23 protein-coding genes and 1 riboswitch are annotated in these 19,509 nt (G+C 28.7%); of the genes, 16 read left to right on the forward strand and 7 right to left on the reverse strand.

Annotation, left to right across the window (positions count from 1 at the left end; genetic code table 11):
* Window positions 1-408: 408 nt before the first annotated feature.
* From CLJU_RS08555 to CLJU_RS08570, 4 genes are all read left to right on the forward strand, one after another.
* Window positions 409-942 (forward strand): MarR family transcriptional regulator, encoded by a 534-nt coding sequence (locus CLJU_RS08555; RefSeq protein WP_242825703.1) that lies wholly within the window; start codon window positions 409-411, stop codon window positions 940-942.
* A 26-nt stretch (window positions 943-968) separates the two neighbouring features.
* A complete protein-coding gene (locus CLJU_RS08560; RefSeq protein ID WP_013238403.1) occupies window positions 969-1,544 on the forward strand; it encodes a methyltransferase family protein in 576 nt (191 codons plus the stop codon).
* A 129-nt stretch (window positions 1,545-1,673) separates the two neighbouring features.
* Entirely contained in the window at window positions 1,674-2,129 is a 456-nt protein-coding gene (locus CLJU_RS08565) for an AraC family transcriptional regulator (RefSeq protein WP_013238404.1), read from the forward strand.
* 115 nt (window positions 2,130-2,244) lie between these two features.
* Complete coding sequence (locus CLJU_RS08570) at window positions 2,245-3,738, forward strand: WD40/YVTN/BNR-like repeat-containing protein (RefSeq protein ID WP_013238405.1); 1,494 nt, start codon at window positions 2,245-2,247, stop codon at window positions 3,736-3,738.
* Between the two features lie 36 nt (window positions 3,739-3,774).
* Here the strand turns inward: CLJU_RS08570 and CLJU_RS08575 are convergent, their stop codons facing one another.
* The gene (locus CLJU_RS08575; protein ID WP_013238406.1) at window positions 3,775-4,680 is read right to left on the reverse strand and encodes a helix-turn-helix domain-containing protein; all 906 of its coding nucleotides are present in this window, start codon (window positions 4,678-4,680) and stop codon (window positions 3,775-3,777) included.
* A gap of 316 nt (window positions 4,681-4,996) precedes the next feature.
* Between CLJU_RS08575 and CLJU_RS08580 the strand changes: the two genes are divergently transcribed.
* The 3 genes from CLJU_RS08580 (at window position 4,997) to CLJU_RS08590 (ending at window position 7,588) form a co-directional block, all read left to right on the forward strand.
* A complete protein-coding gene (locus tag CLJU_RS08580) occupies window positions 4,997-5,701 on the forward strand; it encodes a 4Fe-4S binding protein (RefSeq protein ID WP_013238407.1) in 705 nt (234 codons plus the stop codon).
* Window positions 5,702-6,031: 330 nt separating this feature from the next.
* The gene (locus tag CLJU_RS08585; RefSeq protein WP_013238408.1) at window positions 6,032-6,580 is read left to right on the forward strand and encodes a MarR family winged helix-turn-helix transcriptional regulator; all 549 of its coding nucleotides are present in this window, start codon (window positions 6,032-6,034) and stop codon (window positions 6,578-6,580) included.
* 42 nt (window positions 6,581-6,622) lie between these two features.
* Window positions 6,623-7,588 (forward strand): alpha/beta fold hydrolase, encoded by a 966-nt coding sequence (locus CLJU_RS08590; protein WP_013238409.1) that lies wholly within the window; start codon window positions 6,623-6,625, stop codon window positions 7,586-7,588.
* Between the two features lie 198 nt (window positions 7,589-7,786).
* On the opposite strand, the gene CLJU_RS08595 is transcribed toward CLJU_RS08590, so the two are convergent.
* Window positions 7,787-8,608, reverse strand: coding sequence for a methyl-accepting chemotaxis protein (locus CLJU_RS08595; protein WP_013238410.1), 822 nt, complete (start codon window positions 8,606-8,608; stop codon window positions 7,787-7,789).
* A gap of 345 nt (window positions 8,609-8,953) precedes the next feature.
* On the opposite strand from CLJU_RS08595, the gene CLJU_RS08600 reads away from it, so the two are divergent.
* On the forward strand, window positions 8,954-10,126 hold the full coding sequence (locus tag CLJU_RS08600; protein ID WP_013236856.1) for an IS110 family RNA-guided transposase: 1,173 nt from the start codon (window positions 8,954-8,956) through the stop codon (window positions 10,124-10,126).
* Window positions 10,127-10,304: 178 nt separating this feature from the next.
* On the opposite strand, the gene CLJU_RS08605 is transcribed toward CLJU_RS08600, so the two are convergent.
* From CLJU_RS08605 to CLJU_RS08625, 5 genes are all read right to left on the reverse strand, one after another.
* Window positions 10,305-10,793 (reverse strand): pyridoxamine 5'-phosphate oxidase family protein, encoded by a 489-nt coding sequence (locus tag CLJU_RS08605; protein WP_013236855.1) that lies wholly within the window; start codon window positions 10,791-10,793, stop codon window positions 10,305-10,307.
* Window positions 10,794-10,907: 114 nt separating this feature from the next.
* Complete coding sequence (locus tag CLJU_RS08610; protein WP_041704986.1) at window positions 10,908-11,597, reverse strand: radical SAM protein; 690 nt, start codon at window positions 11,595-11,597, stop codon at window positions 10,908-10,910.
* 100 nt (window positions 11,598-11,697) lie between these two features.
* Window positions 11,698-12,405 (reverse strand): B3/B4 domain-containing protein, encoded by a 708-nt coding sequence (locus CLJU_RS08615; protein WP_013236853.1) that lies wholly within the window; start codon window positions 12,403-12,405, stop codon window positions 11,698-11,700.
* Between the two features lie 109 nt (window positions 12,406-12,514).
* Window positions 12,515-12,835 (reverse strand): DMT family transporter, encoded by a 321-nt coding sequence (locus CLJU_RS08620; RefSeq protein ID WP_013236852.1) that lies wholly within the window; start codon window positions 12,833-12,835, stop codon window positions 12,515-12,517.
* 105 nt (window positions 12,836-12,940) lie between these two features.
* Window positions 12,941-13,036, reverse strand: a riboswitch (guanidine-I (ykkC/yxkD leader).
* Between the two features lie 362 nt (window positions 13,037-13,398).
* Window positions 13,399-14,250 carry a LysR family transcriptional regulator gene (locus CLJU_RS08625; RefSeq protein WP_013238411.1) on the reverse strand — a complete coding sequence of 284 codons (852 nt, stop codon included), beginning with the start codon at window positions 14,248-14,250 and terminating at the stop codon, window positions 13,399-13,401.
* Window positions 14,251-14,382: 132 nt separating this feature from the next.
* On the opposite strand from CLJU_RS08625, the gene CLJU_RS08630 reads away from it, so the two are divergent.
* The 8 genes from CLJU_RS08630 to CLJU_RS08665 all read left to right on the forward strand — a co-directional run bounded on the left by CLJU_RS08630 (window position 14,383) and on the right by CLJU_RS08665 (window position 19,501).
* Window positions 14,383-14,997, forward strand: a complete 615-nt coding sequence (locus CLJU_RS08630; RefSeq protein WP_013238412.1) for a chromate transporter — start codon at window positions 14,383-14,385, stop codon at window positions 14,995-14,997.
* On the forward strand, window positions 14,994-15,497 hold the full coding sequence (locus CLJU_RS08635) for a chromate transporter (protein ID WP_013238413.1): 504 nt from the start codon (window positions 14,994-14,996) through the stop codon (window positions 15,495-15,497). Before CLJU_RS08630 ends, CLJU_RS08635 begins: the two co-directional genes overlap by 4 nt.
* 102 nt (window positions 15,498-15,599) lie before the next feature.
* On the forward strand, window positions 15,600-16,184 hold the full coding sequence (locus tag CLJU_RS08640; RefSeq protein ID WP_013238414.1) for a DJ-1/PfpI family protein: 585 nt from the start codon (window positions 15,600-15,602) through the stop codon (window positions 16,182-16,184).
* Between the two features lie 125 nt (window positions 16,185-16,309).
* Window positions 16,310-16,759: a flavodoxin family protein gene (locus tag CLJU_RS08645; protein WP_013238415.1), complete on the forward strand. Its 450-nt coding sequence runs from the start codon at window positions 16,310-16,312 to the stop codon at window positions 16,757-16,759.
* A 146-nt stretch (window positions 16,760-16,905) separates the two neighbouring features.
* Entirely contained in the window at window positions 16,906-17,112 is a 207-nt protein-coding gene (locus CLJU_RS08650) for a hypothetical protein (RefSeq protein WP_242825721.1), read from the forward strand.
* Window positions 17,102-17,296 (forward strand): helix-turn-helix transcriptional regulator, encoded by a 195-nt coding sequence (locus CLJU_RS08655; RefSeq protein ID WP_013238417.1) that lies wholly within the window; start codon window positions 17,102-17,104, stop codon window positions 17,294-17,296. The genes CLJU_RS08650 and CLJU_RS08655 overlap by 11 nt, the downstream gene beginning before the upstream one ends.
* 146 nt (window positions 17,297-17,442) lie before the next feature.
* Complete coding sequence (locus CLJU_RS08660; protein ID WP_013238418.1) at window positions 17,443-18,945, forward strand: sensor domain-containing diguanylate cyclase; 1,503 nt, start codon at window positions 17,443-17,445, stop codon at window positions 18,943-18,945.
* Between the two features lie 34 nt (window positions 18,946-18,979).
* The gene (locus tag CLJU_RS08665; protein ID WP_013238419.1) at window positions 18,980-19,501 is read left to right on the forward strand and encodes an NUDIX hydrolase; all 522 of its coding nucleotides are present in this window, start codon (window positions 18,980-18,982) and stop codon (window positions 19,499-19,501) included.
* Window positions 19,502-19,509: the final 8 nt, after the last annotated feature.

Here is a 19,509-nt window from a genome sequence, read left to right on the forward strand (position 1 = left end):
TAAAGGAAATGATTTTAGAACATTTAATAACATTCGAGATGCTGAGAGTTGGATTTCAAAGTTATCTGATGACTGCCATTTGTAACATTTCATAAGCTGGTCATTCTAATGTTAATGATGTAAATAAGATAATAGTATGGTTAAATTTGAATAGTTAGTGATGTATAATTAGTATAGTTTAATATAAATGATAATTTAATAATATAACTAAGTAATGGAGGAGAAACAAGCCCAGATTGATATGGAGGAGAATCTCCTTTTTATTTTGTTTTAATTAAGAAATCTGAGAATAAATCCTTTAAAAATTTATATATGGATATCAATTATACAGAATATAAAAAGCAAATAATTATAGTATTTATATAAGCATTAGGAGATTAAATAAAATTTAATGTAAAGAATATTGACATGGAAGAAATAATATTATATTATAATATTACTTCCAAGGAAGAAATATTGAGGGGGGAAATTAATATGGATATTGTTGATGAGATCATATTTTTACTAAAAAAATTGCAAGAGAATAATGAGGTAACTATTCCTAATATTAAAAATAAACTTACTTTTTCACAAATTCATTGCATTGCGGCTATAGAATATATCGAAGATGCAAATATAACTAAGTTAGCACAAGAACTAGGAATGACAACAGGTGCTATAACTAAAATGTGCAGAAAGCTATTAAACGAAGGCTATGTTTCGAAATATCAAAAAGAAGGAAATAATAAAGAAATATATTATGATTTAACTGAATTGGGGTTAGATGTATCCAGGGTTCATAAAAAAGTTCATGAAAAATCATATAATAAGAAAAAAGACATTATAGCTCAATATAATAATGAGGAGAAAGTTGCTATATTAAGGTTTTTAAATGACATGAATTCAATAATAAAAGATACATTTTCAGAAGTTATAGAAAATTATACTAGAAGTGATGATTAAATCTAATAGAATATGGGGAGGATTTTATGAGTAATATTAATATAGTTAGTTATATTTGGAGTATATTTTGGATTTATTGGATATTAGCAGCGATAAAAACTAGATCCAATGTAAAAAAAGAATCAAGTGGTCAAATGAAAATAGAAAGATCAGTACATGTAATATTAGTAATAATTGCTTATGTCATTACCTTTTTTCAATTTAAAAATACATTCTTATGGAATAGAATAATACCTAATTATGGATATGCTCAATATATAGGAATTACAATTTTAGTCTTGTCTCTTTTATTTGCAATATGGGCGAGAATAGTATTAGGAAGAAATTGGAGTGGAGCGATTCAAAAAGTAGAGGGGCAAAGATTAGTTTGTAGTGGACCGTATAAATATATAAGAAATCCTATTTATACAGCAATGGTATGTGGATTTTTTGGAACTTTTATTACATTTGGAAGTTTAACTTCTTTTATAGGATTTTGTATCATTCTAATTACTTATATTATAAAAATAAATAGAGAACAAAGATTTTTAATAATAGAATTTGGTGACGAATATGAGAAATATATAAAAAGATCATGGGCGTTAATTCCTTATATATTCTAAATTTATAGTATTTATGAGGTTGTTACACTATAAAATTTTCATAATTAAAAAATAAGTTGAAATACATTTTAAATCATTATATGATGGATTCAGACATCGATGTAATCTATTAAAAAGGAAGGTAAATTTATGAATGTTAATGTTGAAATGATACCATCATATAAAATTGCTTATATACGAAGAACGGGTCCTTATGGTTCAGAAAACATTCAAATAATGGAACAATTAAAAAGTTGGGCTAGAGAAAAAAATTTATTTAATGAAAGTTCAATCATATTAGGAATAGCCCAAGATAACCCTCAATTCACAGAACCTAAAGATTGCCGTTATGATACATGTTTAGTTGTTTCGGATGAATTTAAAGTAGATAATAAGTATATTAAATTTGGAAAAACTATTGGTGGTAAATATTGCGTATTTAAAATAAATCATACAGTAGATGCTGTGAAAAAAGCATGGACGGAGATATTTTCAGAGTTATCAAAAAGAAATTATAAATTTGATTACAGAAGACCTATTCTTGAACGTTATGCTATGCAGATGATAAATAAGCATTATTGCGAAATTTGCACACCAATATTATAGAAAATGTTAAAACAGATTCTAATTTAGCTGCATGACCCTTAATGCAGCTTTAAATTTGCAGTATAATATATAGAAAATATAAATCCTATAAAAATAAAATGGAGTGTAGAGAAAAATGGGAAAGTACAAGCAAATTACAAAGAGAGGATTAATTTCATCAATAGTAGGCTACTCAATATTTACACTAGTATATTGGATTGCATTTTACGAGTTATATACTTTATGTAAATTTGGACGATTTAAAAATAATATAACTGTATTATTGGGATGTATGGTATTCTTTTTGGCTTGGTTTATAATTCTAATAATTAGAATTACGAAAAAACCAGCAGTTGCGGCTGACCAGAATGTAGATAGATATAAGTTCTATTCGCGTTGCAAAACTATATGGACTTGTACAATTATAATAGTTATAGTTCTTATAACATGTTTTTATGGAGTGAAAATATACCATAGTGCAATAAATTACAATGGAAAACTGTCATGGTTCTTAAGAGATTTAAAAAATAAAAGAACTGTAAAGCTTGAACATAATAATATATATGAAAGCGGTATAGAAGGGATATTTGCAGATGTTAACAAAAAAGTTCATATGCCACAAAAATTATATGTTGTAAATAACTTTAGTCTAAAATTTGATTCTAATGGACAAATTACATCTTTTGATACATTTCTTTATGGAAAAAATGCTAAAGGTGAGTTAGAAAGCTATTTAATTAGTTACAACAGCAAAAATTCAGGGAATATAACTATATATTTAAATGGTTATGTAAATGCAAATTATAATGATGACAAACTATTAGAACCATTAATTAAGACAATGAAAGTAATTCCACTTAAGAAAACAGTGAGAAACTGGCCTGAAAAGCAGTATGGTATTCTTTATTCTGGTAAACGAAGTTTTGGATATAATACAGATGGTATTGTTTATATTGATTCAAAAGGTAATACAAATTCAGCTGTTAATGCCTATTCTGAAATAGTAGGATATATTGTTTCTGTATTTGTACCGGGCAAAGAAAGTAAATATACTCCTGTTAGATACAATTTAACAGATTATTTAAATAATATTAAAACATCAGGACCTTCAAAGGACAATAAAGAGAGTTATAATCAATCAAATAATGCTGAAGATCAATTTTATTTATCAAAGCAAGTTGGGTATCGTTTAGAAGTAACGGCAGCTGCGGCGGGTAGTAGATCTTATTCATTAACTGGTACTACCGATGGTGGGCAAACATGGAAGACGATAAATGAAGATCCGTTTTCCGGGTCCCTTGGATCAGCAGTAGGAATAACATTTTTGAATAATAAGCTTGGATTTTTATGTTTATCTTATAGTGGTGGAAGCAAGGGTCAATTATACCGCACAGAAGATGGAGGAAAATCTTATAAAAAGGTAAATTTCCCAGAAACGAAAGTAGCATTAGATGGTGGCAAAACGTATAATCCTTTTGATTTACCTGGAATGCCTTATGAGAAAGGTGGAAATCTCAATGTTTTGGTTGGACAAGGATCTGATGGGGATTATAATGGAGGCTGTAAAGCTTTGTACCAATCAAAAGATAATGGAGTAACATGGCAGTATTTAGAAGAGAAAATGAATTAGGATTTTTGGAAAATGTGTCAAAACGAATTAATAATTTTATTTTTCATTTGAACGTATAAAATTTGATAACTGCATTTTACTATTAACATTTAATTTTTTATAAATATTTTGTATATGATTATCAACGGTCTTAGGGGATATAAAAAGTTTTTCAGCAATTTGTTTATATGTTACTCCTTCCATGATAAGTTCTATAATCTCACCTTGCTTTTCTGTAATGTCATATTTTTGCTTAAAGTAATCTGTAAGTTTATTATTAGCAATAAATGCTGGAGCGTTAAAATATTTTAAAACCAGTTTAAGATTAAAAATATTAATTGCAAGGAAATAAGAAGGAAGTGCTGCTATTTTTAAAATATCCATATTTTTAATGAAATGAATGTAAGAACTATATGATTCGAATATTATTAAAGGCAGAAATACTATAGTTAATAAAATAAAAGATTTTATTGCTTGTCTTAAATCTTTATTCACAACCTGTTTATAAGTTGTTAGTCCAATAAATAATTCGTATACAATTACAGCAATAATAGAAGCTCGTACTACAAACTTAAAAATATAGTAGGCGCTAAATAAGTAGTATATTGTTATTCCTACAAATTGAAATACAAAAATAGAAATGAATAATGTTTTTTTAAAATTTGTTATTTCTATGCCAAAAAGATAATTTATTAAGAACAATCCTGATAAAGAACTAAATGATGTGCCAACAATATCTAAAAACTTAGATAAGCATGGAATAAATGAACTTACTTGAATTACATATTTTGAGTATAGTCCTAATGTTATTGAATTTTGAACAGCAAAAAAAGAAAAATTCAAGACTATGAAAAATTTTAGAGACTTTTTTTTATTACTATTGTAGATAAAATAGGAAATTGAAATAGATGATACACCTGTGAATAATGAAATAATACAAAATAGTAAATGAATATCTTTCATAAAAAAGATGTCCTTTCGTTACATTTTACTTTGAGAAAAGATTTAATGGAGTAAATCTTTTCTCAAATGCAATATATAGTATAGAACAGATGATTTTAGAATTCAAGGGATTTAGACATAATGATTATTAGTCAAGAGTGTAAAAACTGTGTAAATTTAGGAATAGGGAGTATTCCCTATCCTTATTTTTTATGCAATAAAGGGTTTTTTGCCTATTGTTACTTGCTTATTTTTGATGTTTTAATGATTTATGAAAGCACGTGCTATTCTAAATAAGCTTTTGTATGATTAAAAAAATTATAAGTGAGGTATACATATGAAATTAAGAAAGAAAATCAGTTTTTTATCCTTTTTTTTGTTACCAATTACGTTAAATTATTTTTCACCAGTTCTTATAGTACAAGGAAGTTTTGAAAAAACATTTACAAGTATGCACATTATATTTGGATTAATGATTTTACTTGCAGTTTTCTTTGGAGGAGCATGGTGTAGTTATATATGCCCTTTTGGTGCGTTACAAGATTTGTTGCCTAATACTAGTTCCAAAGGTAAGTTGCCTAATTTGAAATTATTAACAGGAGGCGTTTTCCTAGTTTTAATAGTAGCACCCATAGTAATGGGTGGTTTTCAAAAAATAATATTGCCTTACCATATGCAAAACACTAAAATGTCTATAAGCAGCGTACATGACTTGATTCGATACTATATAATAACCATATCTATTATTTTGATAACAATAGCAGCAGGCAAAAGGACATGGTGCCGATACATCTGTCCAATGTATATATTTAATTATGTTGGAATTAAGATAGGAAGATTTTTTAAGTTACCTACCTTGAAAATAGTAAGTGAAAGTGATAAATGTACTCAATGCAGAAAATGTACTGAGCACTGTTTGATGGGTCTTGATGTAGCTAATATGGTTAAAAATAATAAATGGAATACTAATGAGTGTATCAAATGTGGGGAATGTTTAAATCAATGTAAATGTGATGCGTTGAAAATAAAGTGGACAAAGTAGGTAAGCAACAAAGTGATATTTGAAAATTGTTATGGTGTTATATTAAACAGTTTAATTTTATTTTTAGGCTATGTTTTAATATGATGTTGAAATATAGCCTAAAAAAATTATAGGTGGGATTGTCCACCTATAATTTTAAGTATAAGAAGAATATGGCTTTAATGCATTGATATATGAATGTGTTACATTGGTTTGTAATTTAAGTGGGAGTGTTATATTAGGTAATCACCAGATAAAGCTACTTAAATTAACAAAAGACAGAATATTGACTAGACTTTAGTGTTATGTTAATATTTAGACAGCATTATGTCTAAATGAAAGGAGATATCTATGAACAATCACAATGCATTATTCTTAATGCAACAAATTTATATAACAATTTTTTCGCTCACTAATAAACTTCAAGTAAAAGGTGATGGATATTATGAACATTTAACAAGTAGACAGGTTATGGCTTTAGTAGCAATTCTCCATTTGCCAGAAAATGAAACAACCATTAATAATATTGCTAGAATATTAGGAACAACCAAACAGAGTATGAAGCGAGTGCTATCTATTATAGAGAACAAAGGTTATATTATTTCTGTGCCTAGTCAGCTGGATAAGCGTGCAGTTAATCTTAAAATTACAAGATCCGGAAAACAGATTCTCAAAAACTGTGGTGAAAATTCAATAAGATTTCTTGCTGATATTTCCCAAAACCTTTCAATCGAAGAAATGGAAATGTTATGGGCTTTATTAAAGAAATTATATAGTTTTGATGGGGAAGAACAGAATGGTTTTGAAGAAGAAGTTGACTATAAAATTGGTGAATTTAGAAATGATTCCAAAATAAGAACATTAAATGAATTTGAAAGATTAAGAAACAAGACTGAATAGAGATTAATAATTTTCTTAAATAATAAAGGGAGATTTAAAATTATGAAAAATAAATCTAACAGATTAATTTATTTTGAAGAATATGTACATATAAATGGTATAGATCAATATTTGTTTCATGCTGGTACAAAATATGATAACCCAGTAATGTTGTTTTTACATGGTGGGCCAGGTTTTGCAGAATCAACACTTTCTTATATTTTTCAGGAAAAATGGGAGAGAATTTTTACAATAGTCCACTGGGATCAACGTGGTGCTGGAAAAACATTTACTAAAAATCCGGATAAATGCCCTACAATTGATTTAATGCTAAAGGATTTATTTGAAATTGTTCAATACTTAAAAATAAAATATAATAAACAAAAAATAATTTTATTTGGGCATTCCTGGGGAACTATTTTAGGAAGTATATTTATAAAAAAATATCCAGATGAAGTAGCTTATTATATTGCAGTTGGGCAAGTTATTAGTATGTTTCAAAATGAGCGTGTTGGCTATGAAAAAGTTAAAGAATTAGCTTTGCAGTCCAATGATAAAAAATCTCTAAAAGAGCTTGAAGCTTTAGGTGATTATCCAGGAAACAATTATGGTATTAATTTTAAGAAAGAATCTGAAAAACTACGTAAAGTTCAAGCCAAATATGGTTTAGCTGTTAACAGCAACTTTTCTGCAATTATGGGCCTAATTAGAAGTCCTATTTTTAGATTGTCAGATATTTCTGCATTGATGAAAATGGATAAAGTAAATAAAGAAATAGTGGAATTTTGGAGTAAATTTGATATAAGATCAGAATCATCAGAATATAAAGTGCCAATTTATTATATTTTAGGTAAAAATGATTGGCAAACCCCTTATATTATTGCTGAAGAATACTTTAAAAAAATTAATGCCCCATATAAAAAATTATATTTAATACCTGGTGCTGGACATATGACAATGGTAGATGAACCCAATTTATTTTTTGATGCTTTGGCAGATATTCGTATTGTAGAGAATGTTGTAAATTAAAAATTATTTATACAATTTCTGTGAGGGAATTACATTGTGAGGTATAAGTCTACTCAACTGTTATGGTGATTAATTTATAAAAGATGGTATGTAAGTGAAAAGTATATATGATATAAAATTGTTCGTGAATCTATATGATTGTTTTGGGTATAGATTTGGCTTTTACATAAATCTATACCCATTCCCAAAATAGAAAACTTATTTTACCTTTGCAATGTCTGCCATAGTTTGGGCACTTGCAGTAATTTCTTCTAATGTGGAGGTTATTTCTTCAGTGGTGGCTGCTTGTCCTTCTGAAATAGACTGAGCTTCATTTATTGTTTTAAAAGTTTGTTCTATGTTTTTACTTATTTTTGACAATACCCTAGAAACTTTTTGTGAAGATTCACTACTTAATTGTGCTAACTTCCTCATTTCACTTGCAACAACTGTAAAACCTTTGCCTTGGTCACCTGACCTGGCTGCTTCTATAGCTGCATTAAGTCCCAACAAGTTAGATTGCGAAGCTATATTTTGTATCATGTTAATAATTTCATTACTTTCTTTTATATTATTTTCTGTTTGTTTTGCAGTTTTTACTATATCTTCTATAACATTGTTTAATTTTTCTGATTCAGCACTAATTTCTTCAATACTTGCGCTGGTTTCTTCAAGGGAAGAAAATAAGCTGTCTGCTGATTCTTCAACTTTAAATTGTTGGTCTAAACTTTTTCCTATACCAACACCACCTACAACATTTCCTTCAGAATCTTTAATTGGATATGTAACTGCTTTAAATGGAACTCCATGTATTTCTTTAGAAATTATTGTACTGTATATCCTACCATCCTTCATTGTCTTATGTAATGGATCACCAATTGGTATATTGTCGCCTTTATTAATTCTTAAATCTAGTGTATCACTAGGTCTATAATATAAATACGTTGTTTTATCTACAACTGTTACCCCTATATCTTCTTGTAACACATCTTTAAGTACAGGCATGACTTGTAAAAATGCTTCTAAAATATCCTTTTTCATTGTAATACCCCCCTAGTATGATAAACATGTAAACATTAAATAATAGTTTTCCTGCCTAAAACTTTAATCTATATAACATCTTTATAGTTCTAAAGTTCATTTATATAACTATTGTTTAATAACTCATCTTTTGAGACAATATTCTCGTATAGATAGAGGTTTACGCTCACCCCCATGAGGCTTTTTGACCTCGGAGCAGAGACTGCTGCCTCTTCTTTGCGAGATGTTGCGTATGAGCTGGATGTCAATTGTATTTTTACAATTTTTCGTATATCGAACTAGGCTGTAACTTGCATAGATGAGAGGATTCTATCTAAATAATCTTTTAAATGAAGGTGACTTTTTATGTATATTGTTGGTGTTGATATTGGTAAGAATAATCATGAAGCTACTATTATTGATGATACTGGCTCCATAATCGGCAAATCTATAAAGTTTGCTAATTCCCATAGCGGTGGAAATAAATTAATTGAACATATAAAAAAATATACTGGCAATTCTAAAGTTATATTTGGACTTGAAGCTACGGGGCATTATTGGCTGTCATTATATTCATTTTTACTAACAAAGGGATATGAGATAAACGTTATTAATCCTATTCAATCAGATAGTTTTAGAAATTTGTATATTCGTAAAACTAAAAACGATACGAAAGATTCTTTTATAATTGCTGAAGTTATTAGATTTGGTAAATTTACTAATACAAAACTTTGTGATGATAAACTTCTTGCTCTAAGACAGCTTTGCAGATATAAACTTTCTTTAACTACTGAAATTTCTGAACTTAAATGCAGAATAATTACAGTACTTGACCAAATTTTCCCTGAATATGATAAACTATTTTCTGATATTTGGGGTGCAAGTTCTAAAGCTGTTCTCGAAAAATGCCAAACTCCAGAAGGAATATTAGAATTGGATATAAATGATTTAACTAAACTATTGAAAACAAAAAGTAAGGGAAGACTTGGTTTTAATAAGGCTGATGAGATTCAAAATGCAGCTAAAAATACCTTTGGCATTAAGATAGCTAAAAAAGCTTTTAAATTTCAAATAAAACAACTTATTAGTCAAATACTATTCCTTGAAAAACAAATGAAATCTCTAGATTCAGAAATTGAGTTTTATTATAGTAAATTTGACTGCCATCTAACAACTATTCCTGGAATTGGTTCCGTAACTGCTGCTATTATTCTTAGTGAAATTGGTGATATTAAACGTTTTAAAAACTCTTCTAGTCTTGTAGCTTATGCTGGCATTGATCCTACTGTTAAGCAATCAGGACAATTTCTATCTAATAACAATAAAATGTCCAAAAGAGGTTCACCGTATCTTAGACGTGCCTTATTTTTATCTGCTTCAACATGTGTCTTACATGACAGTCCTCTTAATGAATATTATAATAAAAAACGAAGTGAGGGTAAACATCACTTAGTTGCAATAGGAGCTACAGCTAATAAATTAACACGCATTGTTTTTGCTGTTATGAGAGATAACAAGGATTATGTCCCTATTAACTAAGCAATATTATAACTAGACTAATAGTTTTATGTAAAATTTTAACTATTAATTATTTTAATAGTTTATTTGCTTTGCTCAAAATACTTTCTTATTATTCGTTTTTAATCTTCATATAAAATAAAAAAGGCATAACTCTGCCTTTTTATTAGTAAACAAAATAAGAATAATACGAACTGGTTTATTTATTACTATTAACAATTTCTATAGCTGCCTTACCTGTCATATGTTCGATTTTGACTTCAATTAAACATACTCTATTCCATTCTCTTTCAATTTCTTGCTGCCCTTCTTTAATATAGTCAGGTGAATATTTTTCAACTAAACTTTCAATGGCATATCTCCTATCGGAATCGTTTGTAAGAATCCTTGCTCTGCCAAATATGGAAACACTCCGAAAATGGGTAGTAAAAGTTTTTTGTATTACTTCGTCTTTTTCTATAACACAAAATGTCACTTTATCATTCCTTTTAATGCTGTCAATCTTATGCCCTTGTTTTGCACCATGCATAAATAGTTTGCCGTCTTTAAAAACATAACTTATTGGAACGGTATATGGATAATCATCGTCACCAATTACACCTAAGACGCCAGATGTACATAACTTTAGAATTTCAATTGTCTCTTCTTTGGATAATAATTGTTTTTTTCTTCTCATATCTCTAAACATAATTACACCTCTAATTCTTTCGCTATTTTATTTCTTATCATTTACTGCAATTCTTGATTAAATATTACAATTTACACTTACGACGTTTTATAAAAATATAATATATTAGCATTACTAAATATTTAATAATGTACTTGAAATTTCCTCAAATCGTTCATCATTTATACCAAGTTTTTTCTTAAATTTTTCATCTTCCATTCTTGCTACAATTATTTTGTCAGGAGATATTGCTTTAATAATATTTTTTATCTTCTCAATTGATTCTTCATCATCGTTATAGCCTTTAATGATAGTAATTTCAAATATAAATTTTCCTTTGTATTGTTTATTAAAAGAAACCATGTTTGAAATATATTCTGCTAATGTATATCCTTCAATAGGTCTTTGAACTTTTTGAAAGCCTTCTTCTGTTATTATTTTTATTTCTCCAACAACCTCATCACATTTATTAGCAATTTTCATATATTCATCTCTACCTAGTAAATATCCATTAGAAAGTAGTCTTACAGGCAAACCTTTGTCTTTGATAAAGTCAATAATATCACCAATTTTATCATTTACTAAGGCTTCTCCTTTTGAGTTAATAAAAACTAATTCTGCTTTTGTACTTTCTATCCTGTTTCCAAGTTCAATCAATGAGCTGTCTATTTCATCAAATGACATTTTTGTATCTACCTTATTTTTCGACCTTCCAATAGGACAAAATATGCAATCAAAATTACAATACTTTTCTGGAAGTACATTAATCTCCAGTACCCTTCTTCCATCTTCCATATAAATATCTTTATAACTAAAACCACTCATTACCTTTTTTTCTCCTTTCGTATAACCATGGGACAAGCAATCCTGACCGCTTTCGCTCACGAGTTACTCGTTAAAGGTCATTTAGACCTTTAACCTCAAATTAATCTATTAATACTTCTTTATTGTTAATATCAAGAATTGAAATCTTGCACGTTCCACCTAAATTATCCTGTACTATTTTTGCTAAATCTTTTAAAGCATTCTCAAAATCTTTAACTCTTCTCTCATCAACTAATTCAATGCACAAAAAAGCATTCCTTGTATTTTCAGTGAGCATTGTTCTTACTGATTCACGCCAATTAAAACATCTGCAAATTGCTCCTTCGTTATCTTTATATACTATTTCACCTTCATATGGTAGTGCACTCTCATCTGTTCCTAATGTAATAAAGCTTTCATCTCCAACTGCCTTAGTCAATCTTATATCACCAGCAAATTTATCCATATCCTCTCCACCACAAGGCAATGCATATGTTAAAGAAATAGAATTGTAAATATCAACTAGCGGATTAATAGTTCCTATATGAGTTCCTTTATCAACTCGTTTTAACAATGCTTCAATAGATGATCTTGCACCTTTCTTTGTTTTAAACTTTTGGAAGGCTTCTCTCCATACTTTTATGACTTCATTGCTGCTGAATTCTACATTCTCCAAATATTTTAATGCTTCCTTTTCTGACTTACTAATCATATTCTTGTATTGATCTTCATCTTTTATAAAGTTATCTATGCCATGACAAACTATAATTCCTATCCTTGCACCTGGAAACAGACTCCAAAAATCATCTTCAATAACAAACTTTTTCATTAAAATTCCTCCTTCATATTAAAGCTAAATAACTGCATATTTTCTTCTTATCACTTTTCTTTAATTAAAATTATATTTATTTTTGTTATTTATAAGCTATATACAATTATTAGTCTATTGATATTAATTTTAAACCAACGATTCCAAGAACTATAAATACAATACAACTCATACGCATTACATTAATTGGTTCTTTAAATAAAATAACACCTAACACTACAGTGCCAACAGTTCCTATCCCTGTCCAAATTGCATATGCATTGCCTAATGGTAATCTTTTTAAAGACAATGATAAAAAATAGAAGCTTGCAATCATTCCTATAACAGTTAGGATGCTAGGTAATATTTTTGTAAATCCCTGCGAGTACTTCAGCCCTATTGCCCAGCTTATTTCGAAAAAACCTGCTATAACTAAATAAATCCATTCCATAAACTTTACCTCCCTAAATTTTATTAATTAAGATTAGTATAGTAATATTTCATGGCTTATTTAAAAGAAAATAAAACAAAAAGCCTAAGGAAATATTACAAAAATATCTCCCAGGCTTTTATCCTTCCGTGTACACAATTAAATGTGCGCTTCCTCTCGGACCAGCCAGTTACAAACTGCGGAACCCTAGAAAACTCAAATATATAAACTTTTTTATAATTTATAAGTTACAACTTATAAATCTAATTTAGCATAGTAGTGGGTTTAAATCAAGTTAATATTTTTAATTCGCAAAATCTTACTCTTGCGAATTAAAGTATTTATATATTTTAAACATATTACAAATTTTTTTATAAAATCTATTGACTTCTCATAGCTGGTCTCTACATTGAACTATTTTTTATATTTGTTAAGTTACACTTTATTTTATCATACTTTTTATAAATTAACTTATCATAGAAAACTAAAAATACAGTTTTTTTGTCGATAACAGTTTGAAATTATTATATTGAAAAGGGTGGGTGTATTGGAGGTAAACTAAAAAATTTCATTTATATTTTTTGTTATTTACGTTTTAAATATTGTATGAATAGTTTAACTTGAGGCAGCATGCAATAAAAATTTTTACATAAAATATAGGTGCTGCGAGAAAATGGAACTCCATCTGAAAAATATAAATCTTTAATATAACCGTCAAAGTTTTCTAAGCAAATTTTTGGAAGAATACCCCATCCTAGCCCGTGTTTAGCCATTTCTAAACAAGTATCAATATTGTCAACCCAAAGTTTGGTATTGTTAATAGATATGTTATTTTCAAAAAGCCAAGTCTGAATTTTCCCTTGTGAAATGGGATCGGTAGTTCTGCCAATGTATGAATAAGAATTAAGAGAGAGATTTGCATTTTCCTTACTGCATACGAGGCACATCGGTTCAGTACCTAATAGTATGGTAACTTCATCCCACTTGTATTCTCCGCGTATGATAACTATAGAAAATTCATCGTTTTTAAGTCTATTATATAAATTTTTGCTATGATCAGTAGCTATATTGACATCAACATTTGGAAATGCTTCTGTATAACTTTTTAAAACTTTAGGAAGGCGATATCGTGCATAATTTAATGAAACTCCAACAGTTAAATTTCCACCTATAAAGTTATGGTTGGAGGATACATGTTCACGCATTTGCTTTAGAGTATTTACTACAGTTTTAATATAGGGGATGATGCTTTCGCCTAAAGGGGTAAACAATACTCCTTTTTTTGAACGAATAAGTAAATCGGTACCTAAATCTTTTTCTATTTTTTTAATTCTCTTTGTCAGGGCAGGTTGAGTAATAAATAATTTTTCAGAGGTCTTTGTAATATTTTTTAATTTATATAATGTCAAAATTAGTTTGTAATCTTTTTCATCCATAGTTATTAATCCTTTATCCATTACTTTTAGTTATGACTATTTATAAAATAGTATCATTATACATTGTACATTATAACATATATACTGAAATTAAAAGATTAAAGAAAAATTTTTAGATTAAAAGGAGATAAAATGATTAGTACAAATAAATTTAAATCAGATACTTTTACAATTACCAAACTATTTTTTACATGGTTACAAATTGGTTTTACATCATTTGGTGGTGGCGCAACTACCCAATATCTTATTCAAGAACAATTTATTTATAAGCATAAATGGATAACAGATGAGGAATATGCTAATATTATTGGAATGTGTCAAATAACACCTGGTATGAATATTATTGCATATACGATACTTATAGGAAAAAAGTTGGCTGGAGGGATAGGAATATTTATATCCCTGGTGGGACTTATTTTGCCTAGTGCAGCAGTTACAATTGTATTAACTACGATTTATACTTCCATTAGCAAGTCATCAAAAGTACATTCTGCACTTCATGCTGTATTTGCTGCTATTTTTGGTATAGCTTTAGCTACAAATTGGAGAAATGTACAACCTATTATTATAAAAAATTATAAAAGGGGATCTATGATTTTTGGGGTAACAATTGCAATAATGATAGGCAGTGGTGCTATTTATATATTTTTGAATCCATCTGTAATTTTATTATATGTTTTAGGTGGATTATGTGGTGCTGCTGCTTATTGGTATATTTCTAAAAAAGAGGTGAGGGTTAATAAATGAGCTGGGTTATATTTTTTTGGACTTTACTTAAATCGGTTTTATTTTCTTCAGGAGGTTACGGCCCCTTACCTAGTTTGCACTCTGATTTTATAAATTATGGATGGGCAGGACAGAAACAATTTACTGAATCTTTGGCAATTGGACAAATTACTCCTGGACCTAATGGACTTTGGGTTGTCAGTTTGTGCTATTTGGTTGCTGGATTACGTGGAGCACTATTAGCATGTATTGCATTACTTCTGCCGCCATTATTGATTCTAATCGTTCAGCGTTGCTATACTCGTATTGCAAAGTACCCAGCAACACAAGGACTACTTGATGGAGTAGTAATTGTTATAGCTAGCTTTAGTGTAATAGTTGTATTTAAAATATTTGTAAGTAATGGTATTGATGTAGAGACGATTGCCATTGCATCTATAAGTTCTATCTTGGCGATATCAAGGCGTGTATCTACAAATGTTATACTACTAGTTTCAGTTTTAGTAGGTGTAGTACCTTAATTGTATGGGGCAATGCGGTTTGAATAAGATAGAAAATAATGTTATCTTATTCAAATAGAGTTTGTGAACTATGAATACTTGTGACAAGGGAGTGTTGAATAAATGAATATTAATATTATACTATTTAATAATTTTGAGACTCTAGATATATTTGGACCAATAGAAATACTAGGACAAATAAAAGACTATCAGATACACTATTATTCAGAAGCTGGAGGTGTTATTACTAATGCACAAAATCTTAAAGTTGTAACTGATCCTATTAGTTCAGCAGATGAAAGTGGTATATTAGTTATTCCAGGAGGAATGGGTACAAGAGAATTAATTAATAATACACTTTTTTTAAATAAATTAAAGTCAATTGCAGAGAAATCTACATATTGTTTATCTATATGCACCGGTTCAGCAGTATTAGCAAGGTGTGGAGTTTTAAAGAATAAAAAAGCTACATCTAATAAACAAGCTTTAAAATGGGTAAAATCAGTAAGTGACCAAGTAAACTGGGTGAAAAAAGCGCGTTGGGTTGCTGACGGAAAGTATTATACATCATCAGGTATTTCAGCTGGAATTGATATGACATTGGGTTTCATTTCGGATAGATTTGGTAAAGATAAAGCTATAAAAATTGCTAATGATATTGAATATATATGGAATGATGATTGTACAAATGATATATTTGCAGGATAAATTTTCAGTTTGTAAAGTTGCAAAGCAAGTGTTAGTATGCTATTATTGTAAAACATTAATTGAGTTTTTATCCCGGTGAAGAAAAATTTAAGATTTAATGTAACCAATTTTAGGAGGAGTGAAAGTTGAAAAAGTTAGTAGTTTATGAATCTATACATCATGGTAACACTGAAAAAATAGGTAAAGTGGTAGCAGAGTGCTTAAATGCTGATTTGGTAAAAGCTGATGATGTAAATATAAATATTATAAATGACTATGATTTAATTGGTTTTGGTTCTGGAATATATTATGGGAAGTTTCATAAAAATATTGTTGAACTAATTGATAAGTTGCCAACTTTGTCTGGTAAAAAAGCATTTACTTTTTCTACGAGTGGACAAGGCAAGAATAAATACAATAACATTATTGAACAAAAATTGAAAGAAAAAGGTTTTGAGGTTGTTGGAAACTTTGCGTGTAAAGGCTACGATACCTTTGGACCATTTAAGATATTTGGAGGAATTGCAAAAGGCAGGCCAAATAATGAAGATTTTCAAAATGCAAAAGAATTTGCTCAGGACTTATTTGTTAAATAAAACTACATTATATTGATGATGTATATAAGAATGTAAAAAACTATTGACATTTACTTTTTCTAATTGTTAAAATGTAAATGTCAATAGTTTTTTACATTTTTGACTTTTGTATTAAATTTAAGTGAGGTGCAATTATTGTGAGAAAAATGGATGAAATGGAAATGAGTATTAGTTTGAAAGCGATAAAGTGTGCTTGGAGTTATACAATTATATTTTTAACGATTTGGGTTATATACAATTTTATTCATACTAAAGAAATTGGATTAGCTGGGTTCCTTTTGATAACACAAAATCTTGTTATGATATTAGTTGAATATTTTTTGAAATGGAAGCTTGGTAAAGATGAAAAATAATATAAAGGTTTTACGAAAACAGCTTGGACTTAGACAGGAAGATGTGGCAAATGCTTTAAATGTAACAAGACAAACTATAAATGCAATTGAAAATAGTAAATATAATCCTACGTTAGAGTTAGCAATGAGGTTAGCTAAATTATTAAATACTACAGTAGATGAATTATTTATACTTTGTGATTAAATTTTGAAAAGTGATAAATAATGGTGAATTTGTAAGTTTTGAGAAACAGAAAAAATTAATCTATCAGTGATAATGAGCATTATGATATAATGAAAATACATTTTAAATTTAGGTTGAATGGGGAAATTATGGATTGGATTGATTAAATGAAATTTTTATATAAAGTTATATTAGTGCTTGGAATTTTAATTGCTTTAAGTTGTTTTGTTCAATTTGTAGTGTTTAATAAATTTTTTATTGCTAATACTAATTCTTTATTATTGAGTACTAATGAAAAAGCCTCAGAAAATGTTAGTATGCAGCTTGTAGAAAATTTTAACAAAATACAGAATTTTGTAAAGACAGTTGCTGCAAATGAGGAAATTAGAGAAAATCAGGAACTTCTTAATAAATTTAATGCAATCATACCTGAAGTAGACGTAGTAACAATTTTTAATTCTAGAGGAGATATTTTACACATATCTGGTAACGCGCATATACCAAATGTTTCAAACTTGGCATATAGAGATTATTTTCAGCAAGCAGTTCATGGTAAAACTTATATTAGTAATGTTTTTACAAGCACCAGTGGAGTTAAGGTAGTTGTAATATCAGTTCCAATTGTGAAAGATGGCAGCATTGATGGTGTAGTTGTTGGGGCTGTTAAATTACAAGGAACTTATTTAGCATCCATGTTTGATAATAAGAAATTTGGAAGAAATGGTTATATTTCTATTTTAGACAGCAAAGGTTATGTTGTTTATCATCCTAATAAAGAACTAATAGGTAAGAAATCTGTAACTTTTGATAAATTGCAGGGAAAATCAAGGTCAAAGATAATGAAAGACTATTCGGGGAAGGAGCAGTTTGTTGGGTTTAGTAAAGTTCCAAATTTGAACTGGTATGTACTTGTCATTACCCCTACTGCCGACATAATGACAAGTAGGAATATTGTAGTTTATGAAACATTCCTGGGGTCAGTTGTAGTTGGTATTTTGATTATTTTACTTGGTATATATACAATAAAACGATACAGTAAGCCATTGAATAATCTAATCTTTTCATTTAACGCTTTGAAAGATGGAAAATATAAAAAGATTGAACCGCATAATTATGGCGAAGAGTTTCAGGAAATGGTTATAGTTTATAACAATACAATTGAAAGATTGAAAAAAGAGTATAATGACCTTGAAGAAGCTGCTGACATTGATTCTTTGACAGGTGCTTATAATAGACGTGCCTTTAATAAATTTTTAAGTACTTTGAAACAGGAAATGAGTAATTGTGGTTTGGGGAGAGTAGGAGCCCTTTTACTAGATATTGACAATTTTAAAAAATTGAATGATACATCAGGGCATTTAGCTGGAGATAATGTACTTAAAAACCTTGCTGAAATAATGAAATCCTCTGCTGGAGATAGGTCTGTATTTCGTTTTGGTGGAGATGAATTTGCTGTTGTAATTCGCAATATTTCAGATGAAAGATTGTTATCCATTGCAGAAGCAATTCGATTAAAATGTGAAGAAACTTTAAATGGTTGTACTGTTAGTATTGGTGCAGCTAAATTTCCCAAAGATACTTATTCTATAGATAAGTTGATAGATTTTGCGGATAAGGCTCTTTATATAAGCAAAAAAAGTAGAAATAAGGTAACTATTTTTGTGAAATAAACTTAAATTCTAAATTTGAAAAGGAGAAGCTGCAATGGAATTATGGGATGTATATGATAGTGAAAGAAATAAAACAAATAGGACAATGGTTCGGGGAAGGGATTTTAATGAAGGCGATTACCATATGGTTGTTCACATTTGCATATTTAATTCGAAGGGTGAGATGTTAATTCAACAAAGACAGCCATTTAAAGAAGGTTGGTCCAATATGTGGGATATTACAGTTGGGGGAAGTGCAATTGAAGGTGAGACAAGTCAAATGGCTGCAAAAAGAGAACTGATGGAGGAATTAGGAATCAAAATTAATCTGCAGGATATAAGACCACATCTTACAATTAATTTTGATAATGGATTTGATGATGTATATTTAATTCAGAAGGATATAGATATTGTTGATTTAACTTTACAATATGAAGAAGTTAAATGTGTAAAATGGGCTTCAAAAGAAGAGATTTTTTCTATGATAGATAGTGGAGAATTTATTTCATATTATAAAAGTTTAATACAATTATTTTTTGATAGTAAAAATCAATATGGATGTCATCAAACAATATAAAAAGTAAT

Source organism: Clostridium ljungdahlii DSM 13528 (assembly GCF_000143685.1).
Lineage (GTDB): Bacteria > Bacillota > Clostridia > Clostridiales > Clostridiaceae > Clostridium_B > Clostridium_B ljungdahlii.